Origin of the sequence: Rhodoplanes sp. SY1 (assembly GCF_046000175.1) — a bacterium.
In the GTDB taxonomy this organism is placed as follows: Bacteria; Pseudomonadota; Alphaproteobacteria; order Rhizobiales; family Xanthobacteraceae; genus Rhodoplanes.
This window is the reverse complement of sequence record NZ_JBEOMB010000175.1, coordinates 1-13,630: the sequence shown is the minus strand read 5'-3', so window position 1 is coordinate 13,630 and position 13,630 is coordinate 1. Positions and strand designations below refer to the sequence as shown.

Sequence of the window (13,630 nt, the reverse complement as noted above, 5' to 3'; positions counted from 1 at the left end):
GCGCCGACGCGAGGCAAGGTAGTGCCGGCCGAGTTCCTGGGCGAAGCGCGGCCGAAGGTGTGGCTCTCCGACCGCCTCGCCGCGCAGTGCCGTCACGCAGATACGCATCAGTATTGCCTCGCTCATCTCATCCGCGATGCGGATTATGCCATCGAGGCTGGCGACAGCGTGTTCGCGCCCGGCTGTGACCGGCTTCAAGCGCTTCTTGCAGAAAGCCTGCGCCATCGGCCGGCGCCGCCCCGATCTCGCCGACACGACGATCCGAGCTCACGCGCGCGACCTGGCCCGCGAGCGCGACAGACTGCTCGCCCTCGAACCCACCCAGATCGACGCCAATCATCTCAGAGCCAGCATGGTGGTCGACGGCCGCGGCAAGCTGCTCGTGTTCCTCACGCGCCGCGACATCGAGCCGACCAACAACGTCAGCAAAAGAGCGCTGCGACCCTCGGTGATCTTCCGGAAGGTCACCAACGGGTTCCGCTCCGCCTGGGGCGCTAAAGCCTACGCCGACATCTGCTCCGTCGTCGCAACCGGCCGCATCCACGGCCAAACCCCGCTCGCAAGCCTCCGCGCAGCCCTCGCCACCGCTCCCGTCGCCGCTCACGCCTGATCAACCCCCCGAACGGGGTGAACAGTTACCATCTGCTCCGTCGTTGCACCGGCCGCATCCACGGCCAAAGTCCGCTCGCAAGTCTCTGCGCAGCCCTCGCCACCGCTCCAGTCGCCGCTCCCGCCTGATCAAACCCCCGAAGGGGTGAGCAGTTATCCTAGCCTCGAAATCTATGTAGTACGCATCCTAAAGGATCAAAACCAATGATTCTTACGACAAAGTCGATTTGCTGCTCGGCCATTGTGTTTCTAAGTTTTGGCATCACCGCCGAAGCAGAAAATGTCTATGAGTCGAACGGTCGTTCTTTGGACCCGGAGGTGATTTTATCTACAGTTGGGCATCGTTGCAATCCACCGCCCCGTCCCGACGCTGCTGTGCGCTTCTTCCGCGGTCTGAATGACAAACCGTTTGTAATTATCGGAGACAAGGTTAATCGAATTGCCTCTGTACAACGCTTTTCAAGCTTTGACGTCGGAAACTGTGGCACCAATCTTAGGGGCGGACGGAATTCCGATTTCCGCGCCAATGACTATGCTCTTTGGATTACAGGGACATGGACTGAAGACGGCCGTAACATTATCGGTCTCGTCCACAACGAGTATTGGGGCCACAAGCATTTCCGAGAATGCAATAATAACTACACCAGCTGCTGGTGGAACAGTGTAGTCTGGGCGAGGTCGATCGACGGTGGGCGCACGTTCGTGTTGCCTCCCCCGGAAGAGCGGCTTGTCATTGGTTTTGCAGATGAATATAAGCCAATGGTCGGTCGCCCTGTTGGCTTTATGAGTCCTACTAATATGGTGCGAGATGGCGATTATGTTGTAGCTATGGTTCATGGTATGGGCTATGGGAAGCAAAAGTCCGGAAATTATCTAATTCGGCATTCACTGTCTCGCCCGTGGAATGAATGGGAGGTGTGGAACGATGGTGCTTTTTTATCAGTAAGTAATCTTATTTCTTCAGGCGGGCCAGTGGGTCAGCCGCTTAACGTCGGTAGCCTTTCTGGATTTTTTGATAAGACTCCAATGAAAGCACAAACCATAATAAGAATTCGATTAAACGGAAATTGGGCTGTGCTGCTAAGCGCCAAAGATCCTGGCCCCGGCAAGGCGGATATGGATGGCTTTTACATCGCGACCTCACGCGATCTTATCCACTGGTCGGAACCTCGGCAGCTTCTGCGCGCAAACCTTCGGCCTAGTGTCGACTGCAGAAAAAGTCCCGACTCAGGGCCGGTTTCGTATCTAAGATATGGAACAATTGTTGACCCCTCTAGTAGTGATGTTAACTATATTGATACCGGCAACCTTGCCTTTTTGTATACGACTCGTATAACCGGCGCGTCGTGCAAGGACAGCAACAAGACTCTCGAATTGGTACGGTTTCAGGTTGATCTAGGGGTGGTGCAGTAACTGTTGGGCACCTCGAATAATTTGCCGGGCTGCAACGCCGTGCGAATCTCCTCTCTGAGGACGTGATTTCTGCGGGGCGGGACGATATAGGACAGCCGGGTTTTTTCGACGCGGACAGGCGGTTGTCGGCGCTCTCTGCGCCCATCCGCGGCTCGACCATGCCCGGCTGGTGTGGTCGCGCCGTGACGCTTACGGTGATAAGGCGCAGGGCAAGGTGAAGATAGACCTCGCGCTTAGTCTTGTCGGCGAAGAGGCGGATGAGCCCGATGCAGCCGACGGCTTTAATCAACGGGAAGGCTTCTCTATGTTAATTACGAAAGAGTAATGGTTATGAGAATCTTGTTTGTTGCTTACCTCTATTATCCCGACATAACAGGTGGCGCCGCTCGCTCCGTACAGGCGCTTGCCGAGGCGCTTGTCGAGTTAGGGCATGAGGTACACGTCCTACGTTTCGGAAAGAACGGGACGGAACCAGACTGCGAAGTAAATGGGGTCCTCGTCCACCACCTGAAGTTGCGAAACATCTATTGGCCATTCGATCGTCAGAAAAGGACAAACTGGAAGCGTGCGATCTGGCACCTGATCGATCTCATTAACCCATATGCAGCTTTTGATGTCTGGCGGGCCGTACGACGCATCCGGCCGGACATAGTTAATACGAGTATTATATCAGGCTTCTCGTCCTCAATTTTCTGGGTATTTAAAGCGATGCGCGTTCCGACAATTCATACTATGCGAGATTACTATATGTTATGCGCAAAAGTCGGAATGTATAGGGGTAATCGCAATTGTGTCAAGATATGCTCTTATTGTCGACCATTCTCAATTATTCGCAGCCAAGGGTTGCGCCAAGTCGATATGATTCTCGCTAACAGCAGATTTGTCTTAAATCGGCACCGCTGCTTCGGCGCAATTCCGGAAAGCACCCCAGCGTACGTACAGTTGAATATGAACTTTTCGCCGGTGCGGGTTGACCCACGCACCCGGCCCGACGCGGTGGTCCGCTTCGGTTTCCTGGGAAAACTCGACGATACGAAGGGCGTCGGTGTGTTGTTGGGTGCGGTAGGTCTTCTCGGAAAGGAGGGGTGGACGCTGCGTATTGGCGGCGAAGGCGATAGTAACTACGTTGCACAGCTTAAGCAGAATTGTAACGACCCCCGGATTGAATTCATCGGCTGGGTAAACGAAAAGACCTTTTACGATGAAATCGACGTGTTAATCTGTCCATCGCTTTACCACGATCCGCTTCCGCGAGTAATTCTTGAGGCCTATTCTAACGCTATTCCGGTTATTGTATCCGATAGGGGTGGATTACCAGAGATGGTCGAGAATAAAGTCACTGGCATTATATGCAATCCTTCAAATCTGGAATCGCTCGCTGAAGCCATGCGTGCCTTTATCAACGGAACCGTTGACTACCCTTCTATGAGCCGTGCAGCAATAGCCGCTGCGTCAGCTTACACGAGGGACGCCGTCGTAGCCTCATATCTCGTTCGCCTTACCGAACTCAACATCGGCGAAATCGGCGAACGCGGAAAACGTACATGATTAGGCGTCTTGTTGCACTGTTTACTGCGTTAGACCTCAACACAACGACTGCTGTATGCATTGTAGGCGAGCTTACACTCTATCTACTTCCAGCGGATGGTGGCATCACAACAATTCTCGGTGCTGTTCTATTCGTTTGGTTTTGCACAACAATGGTCATTAAACATCTGCGCGCTTTTGCAATTCTTGCTAGCTACCTATTTTTACGTCTTACAGTACTTGTTTCAGGTGTTTTTATCGACAATCGCTCAAATTTCGAAGAAATCGGTATTACCAGTGAGCCTACAGGGCTCTTCTGTTTGCTTGCTGCTTATTATGTATTTTTTGCTTGGTGTGCTGCTCGAATAATCGAATCCAGCTGGGCGAGGCCAATGGTGACGATGCGTCCCTCTCCCCGCGCGCTTGTGTTGATGCGCATCTGGAGCTTGGGGCTTCTACTATTCTGCGCTGCACTTTTTATATATGTGTTGGTTCGTGGCTACTCAACAGGGTATCCGTTGTTCACGGGTCAGGATCGCTTCGCCTTTCGACGAATGTTTGATGATGACAGATTATTTAAGCTATTTATGGGGAACAGGGTTCTTCTGTCTGTATATTTTGGGGTGCTTTATGCAAACTTGAATGGGAGATTTCGAATATTGGCTTTAATCCTGTCTCTTGGCTGCTTTTTAATTAGCTTCTTGTTCGGAGAAAAGTTCACTTCAATTGTTTATATGATATTCACGTTTCTAATGCCGATTTGGATTCGCGAAGCCAGCGTCAGTGGAGGTAAGGCTCGTCCGGAGATCATTATCCGTTTAATCAAGGTAGCGCTATTTATTTCCGCTTTGACTCTGCCTGCGATACTTTATCAGTATGGCTGGAGCGCGAACTCCGAGGCGGCGGTCGAAAAATTAAAGTCGAGGATATCAGGTCAAGGAGCGCTATGGTATGTTGTTTCCGTTAAAAAAGAAGAGTGGATCTCTATTGAGCAAGAAAGCGCAAAAAAGGAGTTATCTATGCTTGTTTGGGGAAACTCTAATGAGGGACAGGAATACCCCTATGCGGGCCTTTACAGATTAATGTGGAGTTACATGAAGCCGAGTCTTGTTCAGCCCTACCTGAATAGGGGGGTGACACTTACGATGGGGTTCGAGGCAAATTTGCTACAGCTATTTGGGTGGATCGGCATGCTTTTTCCGATAGCGCTGTGCGCTGGAATTACAGGTCTGGCATCTGTTTACGTTGCTTACGCTTTAACGTGTGTAGATCCGGTTCGGTTGCTAATAGCATTCAAGCTATTTGACTGGATTTCCTTTGGTATTGTTCAGGGGTACTTATGGTTTGTCGTATCAGGACCCGCGCTAGGGCTTGTAATTCTTGGCTTGTTTTGGGAACTGCTGCGGCCGAGTGCATTCGGCGGGCTTCCTGCGTTGGCTTTAGGGGGCCGTCGAAGTGAACGCTAATTTGCCACCCGCGGTCCCTCCTCATGCACGACAGGACTATATAGATTCATTACGTGGCGTTGCCGCAGTTATGGTTGTCTACTACCACATGTCTGGGCATTTAGTGGCTTCTGGTTCTTTAGCAGAAAATGGAATTGAGAGTTATATATTTCGCTTTATTCGAGAATGGATAGACCTTGGCAAGATCGGTGTTGCAGTATTTTTTGCGGTAAGCGGGTTCGTGGTTCCTGTCACTATTATGAAACGTCGTGGGGCACCACTTCGTGCCTTCATTATCAATCGCTTTTTTCGCCTTTACCCGGTATACTGGGTATCAATTTTCGCCGCAATTCCCGTTTTGTGGTGGGGTGTAGACCGTTATGTTTCGTTCAAAGTGTTTATTATAAATGTCACAATGTTCCAACAGTTTTTCGGTGTCGAAAATATTCAGAGCCTCTATTGGACGCTTCAAATCGAACTAATATTCTACATTCTTTGCGCTTTTATGTACCGCTTTGGGCTTTTGCAATCGCGTAACGTTGTTGTCACTTGCTCTTATCTATTTCTCTTTGCGGCAGTCGGTTTGAGTATAATGCGAAATATTTCGGGGGTAAAATTGCCTGTTGCTGTTCTAATAGCATTATCATTGATGTTTTGGGGCTTCACCTGCCGGGATTGGTTCTTGAGTTGCGACCGTTGGTCCCGGCTGCACGGCAAGCTCTACGCAGTAGTCTTTTTGGCTGTTATTCCGCTAATCTCCTTGCTCGCTTATAATAGCGATTACGGATTTCGGGAATGATGGTATCGGTACGCATTGAGTTATTGGTTTGCTGTCACATTGTTTGTAGTCGGATCAACAGTAATGCGTATCGAAAGTGGACTTTTCGTATGGCTTGGCAGAATAAGCTATTCAATATATTTGTTTGGATCTGTTATTATAGGCATAGAGTTACACTTTGTGCGGCCGTTCCTATCGTCCTTCCCAGGGCACATCCACATGCTGATTGTATTGTTAATGACTGTAGTTGCTTCATTTATTTGTTATTATTTCATTGAAAGGCCGGCTATTAAACTCGGTCGTCGGATTAATAATAGCTTAGATCAGGTGAGTCGAAGCGAGAAATTGGTGGCACAGCGGAACAATTAGGAAGTCGTTGGAGGCTGTTGCGCAATTGCGGGCTGCAGTTGTGGATATGGTGGTGCCATCTGGGATGGCGTCCTCGAGGCCGAGCCCGAGGAACCGAGTGAACGACAGCTGGTCGCGCACCTGGTACTCGATCGTAAGCGGTTTTCTTCCGCCACCTTGCGCAGGGGGATCGCATATGGCTCGATTTGAAGCGGTGCCTTCGCGGGATTGGTAGGAATTGTGGGTGGCGTAGTCTCCGGGGTTCTGAACCTCGAATCATCCGGCGTTGGCGCGCGGGACTGGAGACCACGCCATGAAGCCATGAAGAGCCCTATCACGAAGCCGACCTTCTTTCAGCCTGCGGCCGAGCCGACCTCGCACCTTTTCGACAACTGGATCGATCCGATCGAGACGGCGGTCCGCCACCGTGTGCGAACGCACAACGAGGCGCTGGTCGGGAGCCAGCTCCACGCAGCCCGTCCCGCACCGCCCGGCGCCATGACGACAGCTGCTGCGGCGAGAGACCATGGCGGCGCGCCACATCCGACACGACCGCGCCCGGAGCAAACGATTCCGCCACGATCCGAGCCTTGACCTCGCCGCTCCAGCGACGGCGACGGACCTGCCCCTGTCGCTCCGCAGCCCCGACTACAGCCTCGACCATCGATGCGATCCGATCCGTGCAAAACAGCTCCCATGTTGCAGGTCAGACCGCTGGTCACAATGTGGGATCAGAAGACCGCTTACGTTGCGGCCAGGATGGCGCCGGCAAGGAAGTTTCTGGCGAGCTTGTCATAACGGGTTGCGGCGCGGCGGAAGTCCTTGAGCCGCGAGAACATTCGCTCGATGCGATTGCGGCGCCTGTATGCGATGCGGTTGTAGGGGATCGGTTGTCTGCGGCTGGTGGTCGACGGGATCACGGCTTTGGCGCCGCTGTCGGCGAGCAAGCGCCGCAGGCTGTTGGCGTCATAGGCCTTGTCCGCGATCAGCCCGGTGATCGGCGCGACTTTGGCGATGAGCGTCGGTGCGAAGGCGGTGTCGCTGATTTTGCCGGGCGAGAGCAACAGAACGAGTGGCCGGCCCGCATGATCGGTCAGAGCGTGGATTTTCGTCGTCCGCCCGCCGCGCGAGCGGCCGATCGCTTGCTTGAAGACCCCTCTTTTCCGCCCGCCGCCGAGCGGTGGGCCTTGATGAGGGTCGAGTCGATCGCGACCGTCGCGATGATGCCGGTCGAGCCCGTCAGGGCTTCGAAAATCTCGAACCAGAGGCCTTGTCGGCTCCAGCGATTGAAGCGGTTGTAGATCGTCGTGTAGGGCCCGTACTCCTTCGGGCAGTCGCGTCAGCGGGTGCCGATCCGGAGCATGTGCACGATGCCGCTGATCACCCGCCGGTCGTCGACCCGGTGAGCCCCGAGGACACGCGGGCGCTGATCAAGACGGCGCAGGACCACGGCACGCCGCTGCGCATCGTCGAGACGGTCGCGGCCGTCAACGACCAGAGGAAGCGGGCGATGGCCCGCAAGGTAGCGGCGGCGCTCGGCGGGTCGTTGAGCGACAGGACGATCGCGGTGCTCGGCCTGACCTTCAAGCCGAACACCGACGACATGCGCCACGCGCCGTCGATCCCGCTGGTGACGGCGTTCAAGGACATGGGCGCGACGGTCAAGGCCTACGACCCGGCCGGCATGGAGCAGGCCAAGCGCGATCTCGACGGCATGGTGACGTTTTGCGGCAATCCTTACGAAGGCGCGACCGGTGCCGACGCGATCGTCATCGTCACCGAGTGGGAGCAATTCCGCGCCCTCGACCTCGATCGTCTCGGGAGCGCGATGCGCCGGCCCGTGATGGTCGACCTGCGCAACGTCTATCGCCCCGACGAGATGGCGCGCCAGCTTCGCTTACTTCAGCATTGGCCGGACGCCGGCTTCAAAGCACCGAGTAATTGAATAGAGTTCTGAAGTGACGTTTGCATTGGTTTGATCCGGAGAATCCTTGTGTCAAGAGTTGTCCTCGTCACGGGTGTAGCCGGCTTTATCGGCTTTCATCTGGGGCATCGGCTCCTGCGGGACGGCTGGAAAGTGGTTGGCGTCGACAACCTCAACGCCTATTACGACCCCACCCTTAAACACGACCGCCTGAAGGAGCTGTCGGCGTTCGCGGACTTCCGGTTTGAACACGTCGATCTCGCCGACCGCGAAGGCGTAGCCGCCCTGTTTAGGCGTGAGCGGTTTCCCGCAGTGGTCCATCTGGCGGCCCAGGCCGGCGTGCGCCATTCGCTGAAGGAGCCGTTTGCTTATCTCGATTCGAACCTGACCGGCTTTCTCACCGTGCTGGAGGGGTGCCGCCATAACGACTGCGGCCACCTGCTCTACGCCTCGTCATCATCGGTCTACGGCGCGAACACGGCGGTTCCTTTCTCGACAGGTCAGAACGTCGACCATCCGCTCAGCCTTTACGGTGCGACCAAGAAGGCAAACGAGCTGATGGCGCATTCTTACAGCCAACTGTTCGGGCTGCCGACCACGGGGCTGCGTTTCTTCACGGTGTACGGCCCTTGGGGTCGGCCGGACATGGCGATGTGGCTTTTCACCGAGGCGATCGCGACTGGAAAGCCGCTCAAGCTGTTCAATCACGGCAAGATGCGGCGCGACTTCACCTATGTAGACGATGTCGTGGAGTCGGTGGCGCGGCTGATCGAGCACGTGCCGGATGGGAATGCTGCCTGGTCGGGCGCCGATCCCGATCCCGCTTCTAGCCGGGCGCCCTGGCGGGTCTACAACATCGGCAATCACAGCCCGGTCGAGGTTCCCGAAGTGGTGCGGCTGATCGAGGAGCAGCTAAGGCGCAAGGCACGCGTCGAGTATTTGCCGATGCAGCCCGGCGACGTTCCAGAAACCTGCGCCGATGTAGACGACCTGATGGCGGCAGTCGACTTCCGTCCAGACACGTCGATCGCCGACGGCATCGCCCGCTTCGTTGCGTGGTATCGAGAACGCTATCTCGTATGATGATCGCAACGTCTCGGAATGACCTTTCAATCGAAGACGCCTGATCCAGAGCGCGTCTTCAGTGCCGCGATCTTGCTCATTTCGGCGCTCTGGACGTAGCGGGCGACGACGTTGACCGATTTCCAGCCGCCGGACCGCATGATCGGCAGGATGCCGAGGCCGGCGGTCATCATGTCCTGGGCGGCGCCGACCCGCATGGAGTGACCCGAGATCCTGGCCTGCTCCGCCTCCGAGAGGCCTGCGGCGCGTGCGCGCTGCTTGAGGATGCGGCCGATCGAGTGGGGATGCAGTGACGATGGCCCGACGACGCCGGCGACGATGCGGCGGAACAGATCGCCCTCGGTGATCTCGGCGGCCTCCAGCCATTTTCGGAGCATCCCGGCCGCTGCGGCGGAGACGAAGCCCTCCCGGCCGTCGCCGAACGGGTCGTTCTTGGCGCGGCGGATGAGGGCGAGCATGCCGCCGTCGGGGAGGGGGCTCAGGTCCTCGATGCGGAGCGCGACGAGCTCCGAGCGGCGGCAGAGCGTGTCGTAGCCGACGGCGATGACGGCGCGGTCCCGCAGGCCGGCGAGGTTTTCCGGGCAGGCGGCGATCAGGCAGTCGCGGAGGACGGCCGTGAGCCCGAGTGCCTGAGCCGGGCGGCGCGGCTTCGTTCGCAGCGCGCGCCGCATGGCGATCAAGACGTCCTCGTCTTCGGCGGGATTGTGTAGGTGGAACAAACGGTGAACTTTTCGGATCGAGGCGAGGCGTCGGCGGAGCGTGCTGGCGGAGGCCGAAGCCGCGTCGGCCGCCAGAAATGCGGCGACCGTCTCGGGCGAGGCGGGAAGGGGGCAAAGGCCCTGCTTGCTACACCACTTGTCGAACAGCCGGAAATCGGCCCGATAGCTGCGGAGCGTGTTTTCCGAGTAGGCGCCATCGAGGCGACGCAACGCCTCTTCCCAGTTCCGACCGTTCTTGGATCGAGTGGCGTGCGGTTCGGCGCTGCTCTGTGGCATAATTGACGCTATGAGCTTCCATGCATCAAAAATGATATAGGAAGCATCAATTGAAGTGTCAAGCGAATGCTCACTGGTCTCCAGATCCGCGCAGCTCGGGCTGCCCTGAACATCACAGCTCGTGAGCTGTCGCAGCGTTCGGGTGTAAGTCTCCCGACGATTCAACGCCTGGAGACCGTTGATGACGTTCCGCAGAGCCGTACGTCGACTCTCATGGATGTAAAGGCCGCGCTCGAAGCCGCCGGCATCGAGTTCATCGGCACCCCGGCCGATCGGCCCGGCATCCGGCTGGCCAGTTCCACAGCCCGAAAGTCTGGTCCCGGCCGGCTGCCGGGTGATGCCGAGTGAGGGCGCCTGCAGGAGCGTTTCGCCGGACGCGAGCCCTATCCTCTCGCTGGCGCCTATGGCTGCAGAGACGCTTGCTCCGGCCCGTTCGTCACGCGTGCCGCGCGCGGTCTTGGCGCTGGACTGAGATAGTCCGCGCGGCCGCCTTTCGCACAGGCGAACTCCCTCTGCGGCGGCGAGCGCCCGGGTAGGGGGGCTCGCCGGGCGCTCGATCGTGGAGCCCTGCGGTGCTGGATCCCGGCCGCCGTTCCCGGTTCCCGGCGAATCCCGCCTGTTCCCGGCAAATCCCGGCTGATCACCCCTAAACCCGCCGACAGCGCCCCCGTTATCGTGCGGGCGATGTTCCGCGTTATCGCGCGGCGGCCGACGACGGCCGCAAGGGCGCGATCATATCCTGTGTCCTACCGGCTTCCTTGCCTTTCGGTCCCGGCCGGTGATATGAACAAACCATGAACAAGAGTTCGCCCGATGCGCCGATCCTGAGTCGCTTCTGCTCTGCGCTCCATGAGGTCTATGGCGCGCGGCTTCCTTTGACGGATCCTGACAGCCGTTCACACCTGCCTGTAACGCGGGACCTACCGGCGGTTCGGGCGGATTGGTGCTGACCGAGCGCAGCAAGCAGGCGACGCGCCACAGACCCACCTGTCGCGGCGGCTCGCCTGTCAGGCGCGGGCCGGAGGCAACTGTTTCAGTGGATTGGCAAGCGGCACGCCGAGCGATGTGAAGTGCCGCTCATTCGCCGTGAGCACCGTGAATCCGCGCGCGGCGGCCGTGGCGGCGATGGCGATGTCCTGGAAACCGGGATCATGCGCACGCGCTCGGTCGAGAATGGCGCCGGCGTGGCAAGCAGCATCCACATCGAATGGCAGGATGCGTCCGGCGTAAAAATGCTCGACAGCCGCGAGCCAGTGGCGCAGGCGCTCGGCCTTGGTGCTGGCGCCGATCCGATCGGCGCGGGCGATGCCAGCCTCGATCTCGGCGATGGTGACGGTCGAGATGTAGAGCAGGTCGTCATGTTCACGCACCCAGGTCGCGAAGGCCTCGGGGCCGACCTGGCGCTTGGCTGGAGCATCGGCAGAAACGATGTCGGTGTCGAGCAGATACAAGGTCAGAGACCGGTCTCACGCAGGGTGCGCGCGGGCTTGCGCGACCGCTCCGGGATGTCGCCCGGCTCGCCGGGGAAGGCAAGCAGCAGATCGGCGAAGCTCGGCACCTTGGAAACCCGCTCCCACTCCTCGAAGGAGACGAGAACGGCTTCCTTGCGGCCGTGGCGGGTGATGACGGTCGGCTCGCCGGCAACGGCCCGATCGACTACGGCAGAGAGCGTCGCTTTCGCGTCCTTGAGTTGGAGTTCCTTCATCGCACTGTACCTTTATATGACTACCGATAGTCATATTTATCGCATCCCTGTGTCTTTGCAAGGGTCGGAACGGTCGGATCGGCCGGATCGGCGGTGCAGGCGGCAGGCTCGTCCCCCCCGGGGGGATCACATGGCGGAGCGGACCAGCGCTTTGATCAGCTCCGACGCGGACAGGTCGGTGCCGCCGGTGTCGAGGGCCCCTGCTGCGCTTTGGAGGTCGAGGCCGTAGTCGGCGGCCGAGTTCGCGGCGGAGCGGCCCCTCGATCGGCGACGCTGCCATGACGGCCGGACGCGCGCCAAGCTCGATCTGCGGTCGCCCGAGCGCTGGCTCGATGCCGCGGTCAGGCACTGGGCCGGTCGCCAGATCGCCGCCTGCGTCGACGGCCTGGAGGCCGTGCGACGATTGATAGAGGCACGAGACGCGCGACCGGGCGATCGTTCCGCGCAATGATGATTTCCGTTTCTGCTCCGGACTCCACCGCCTCGATAAGACGAGACAAGCTCGACTTGGCTTCGAATATATCGACGGTCGGCATGTCCTGGCTCCGGAATCTAGCCAAGAACGACTGACTGCGATGTCAATGCACTCCGTAGGTCTGCGGCGACGTCTCGCCGCTCGCCCGACATGCTTGGGCGCGGGATTGAATTTCCGCTCACCTCGTCGATTCGGCCGTTCGTCGATAATCGTCCTCGAGCCGGACGATGTCGTCCTCGCCCAGATAGCTGCCAGTCTGCACCTCGATCAGCTCGAGCGGGATCTTGCCCGGATTGGCGAGGCGGTGGACCGTGCCGATCGGGATGTAGATCGACTCGTTCTCGTGGACGATTCTTCGCGTGTCGCCGGTCGTCACCTCGGCGGCGCCGCGCACCACCACCCAGTGCTCGGCCCGGTGATAATTCCGCTGCAGCGAGAGCTGCGCGCCCGGCGACACGACGATGCGCTTCACCTGATAACGCTCGCCGCGGGCGAGCGAGTCGTAATGGCCCCATGGGCGATGGCACAGCCGGTGCGCCGTCGCCTCGCCGCGGCCCTGCTTCTTGAGCGCCGCGACCGCGCCCTTGACGTCCTCGGCGCGCGCGCGCGGCAGCACCAGAACGGCGTCGGGCGTCGTGACGATGACGAGGTCCTTGACGCCGAGCGCGACGGTGAGCCGGTCCTCGGCATGGATGACGCAGCCCTGCGTCTCGAAGGTCGCGGCCGGCCCCGACACCACATTGCCGGCGGCGTCGCGCTCGGCGATGTCGAACACGGCGTCCCACGAGCCGATGTCGGACCAGCGGAAGCGGCCCTCGATCACGGCGGTGCGGTCGGTGCGCTCCATCACGGCGTAGTCGATCGACTTCTGCGGCGCGGCTGCGAAGGCCTCCGCATCGAGCCGCACGAAGCCGAGATCGAGCGACGCCCCGTCGACCGCGGCGACCACGGCGCGCGCCATCTCGGGCTCGAAGCGGGCGAGCTCCGAGAGCAGCGTCTCGGCGCCGAACAGGAAGTTGCCCGAGTTCCACAGGTAGCCGTCGGCGACGTAGCGGGCCGCGGTCGCCGCATCCGGCTTCTCGACGAAGGCGGCGACCTTGGCGACGCCCGCGACGCCGAGGCTCTCGCCGCGGCGGATGTAGCCGTAGCTGGTCTTCGGCGAGGCCGGCAGGATGCCGAAGGTGACGATGTTCCCCGCGACGGCGGCCTCGAGGCCGGCCGCGCAGGTCGCCTCGAACACGTCCTGGTCGAGAATCACGTGATCGGCCGCGATCGCCAGCACCACGGCGTCGGGATCGCGGCTGCGGGCGAGCGCCGCGCCGGCCGCG

The 13,630-nt window shown here is 59.0% G+C and carries 13 protein-coding genes and 4 pseudogenes; 8 read left to right on the top strand and 9 right to left on the bottom strand.

Translation table 11 applies throughout. From position 1 onward, the window contains the following. Positions 1-225 (bottom strand): hypothetical protein (locus ABTU92_RS27425; protein ID WP_408094756.1); only part of this gene is annotated, 225 nt, incomplete at its 3' end. Between ABTU92_RS27425 and ABTU92_RS27420 the strand changes: the two genes are divergently transcribed. From ABTU92_RS27420 to ABTU92_RS27400, 5 genes are all read left to right on the top strand, one after another. After that, positions 206-610 (top strand): transposase, encoded by a 405-nt coding sequence (locus ABTU92_RS27420; RefSeq protein ID WP_408094755.1) that lies wholly within the window; start codon positions 206-208, stop codon positions 608-610. The two genes, ABTU92_RS27425 and ABTU92_RS27420, sit on opposite strands and share 20 nt — an antisense overlap. A 203-nt stretch (positions 611-813) precedes the next feature. After that, complete coding sequence (locus ABTU92_RS27415; RefSeq protein ID WP_408094754.1) at positions 814-2,022, top strand: hypothetical protein; 1,209 nt, start codon at positions 814-816, stop codon at positions 2,020-2,022. Positions 2,023-2,352: 330 nt separating this feature from the next. Further along, on the top strand, positions 2,353-3,570 hold the full coding sequence (locus ABTU92_RS27410) for a glycosyltransferase family 4 protein (protein ID WP_408094753.1): 1,218 nt from the start codon (positions 2,353-2,355) through the stop codon (positions 3,568-3,570). Further along, positions 3,567-5,015 carry a DUF6418 domain-containing protein gene (locus ABTU92_RS27405; RefSeq protein ID WP_408094752.1) on the top strand — a complete coding sequence of 483 codons (1,449 nt, stop codon included), beginning with the start codon at positions 3,567-3,569 and terminating at the stop codon, positions 5,013-5,015. Before ABTU92_RS27410 ends, ABTU92_RS27405 begins: the two co-directional genes overlap by 4 nt. Continuing rightward, positions 5,005-5,793, top strand: coding sequence for an acyltransferase family protein (locus ABTU92_RS27400; RefSeq protein ID WP_408094751.1), 789 nt, complete (start codon positions 5,005-5,007; stop codon positions 5,791-5,793). Before ABTU92_RS27405 ends, ABTU92_RS27400 begins: the two co-directional genes overlap by 11 nt. 297 nt (positions 5,794-6,090) lie before the next feature. On the opposite strand, the pseudogene ABTU92_RS27395 reads toward ABTU92_RS27400, so the two are convergent. The 3 pseudogenes from ABTU92_RS27395 to ABTU92_RS27385 all read right to left on the bottom strand — a co-directional run. Beyond that, a pseudogene (locus tag ABTU92_RS27395) lies at positions 6,091-6,273 on the bottom strand (transposase); the annotation flags it as partial. Positions 6,274-6,592: 319 nt separating this feature from the next. Continuing rightward, a pseudogene (locus ABTU92_RS27390) lies at positions 6,593-6,784 on the bottom strand (transposase); the annotation flags it as partial. 79 nt (positions 6,785-6,863) lie between these two features. After that, positions 6,864-7,543, bottom strand: a pseudogene (locus ABTU92_RS27385) (IS5 family transposase); the annotation flags it as partial. Here ABTU92_RS27385 and ABTU92_RS27380 point away from each other — a divergent pair. Further along, positions 7,529-8,069, top strand: a pseudogene (locus tag ABTU92_RS27380) (UDP binding domain-containing protein); the annotation flags it as partial. The pseudogenes ABTU92_RS27385 and ABTU92_RS27380 sit on opposite strands and share 15 nt — an antisense overlap. A 38-nt stretch (positions 8,070-8,107) precedes the next feature. Then, positions 8,108-9,127 carry an NAD-dependent epimerase gene (locus ABTU92_RS27375; protein ID WP_408094757.1) on the top strand — a complete coding sequence of 340 codons (1,020 nt, stop codon included), beginning with the start codon at positions 8,108-8,110 and terminating at the stop codon, positions 9,125-9,127. Between the two features lie 26 nt (positions 9,128-9,153). On the opposite strand, the gene ABTU92_RS27370 is transcribed toward ABTU92_RS27375, so the two are convergent. Continuing rightward, the gene (locus ABTU92_RS27370) at positions 9,154-10,287 is read right to left on the bottom strand and encodes a tyrosine-type recombinase/integrase (protein ID WP_408094750.1); all 1,134 of its coding nucleotides are present in this window, start codon (positions 10,285-10,287) and stop codon (positions 9,154-9,156) included. Here ABTU92_RS27370 and ABTU92_RS27365 point away from each other — a divergent pair. Further along, positions 10,189-10,470, top strand: coding sequence for a helix-turn-helix domain-containing protein (locus tag ABTU92_RS27365; protein WP_408094749.1), 282 nt, complete (start codon positions 10,189-10,191; stop codon positions 10,468-10,470). The genes ABTU92_RS27370 and ABTU92_RS27365 overlap by 99 nt on opposite strands. A 659-nt stretch (positions 10,471-11,129) precedes the next feature. On the opposite strand, the gene ABTU92_RS27360 is transcribed toward ABTU92_RS27365, so the two are convergent. From ABTU92_RS27360 to ABTU92_RS27345, 4 genes are all read right to left on the bottom strand, one after another. After that, on the bottom strand, positions 11,130-11,573 hold the full coding sequence (locus ABTU92_RS27360) for a PIN domain-containing protein (RefSeq protein WP_408094748.1): 444 nt from the start codon (positions 11,571-11,573) through the stop codon (positions 11,130-11,132). A 2-nt stretch (positions 11,574-11,575) separates the two neighbouring features. Then, positions 11,576-11,827, bottom strand: a complete 252-nt coding sequence (locus tag ABTU92_RS27355; protein WP_111355052.1) for a type II toxin-antitoxin system Phd/YefM family antitoxin — start codon at positions 11,825-11,827, stop codon at positions 11,576-11,578. A 341-nt stretch (positions 11,828-12,168) separates the two neighbouring features. Then, a complete protein-coding gene (locus ABTU92_RS27350; protein ID WP_408094747.1) occupies positions 12,169-12,363 on the bottom strand; it encodes a type II toxin-antitoxin system Phd/YefM family antitoxin in 195 nt (64 codons plus the stop codon). 117 nt (positions 12,364-12,480) lie between these two features. After that, on the bottom strand, positions 12,481-13,630 hold a 1,150-nt coding region (locus ABTU92_RS27345; RefSeq protein WP_408094746.1), incomplete at its 5' end, for a mannose-1-phosphate guanylyltransferase/mannose-6-phosphate isomerase.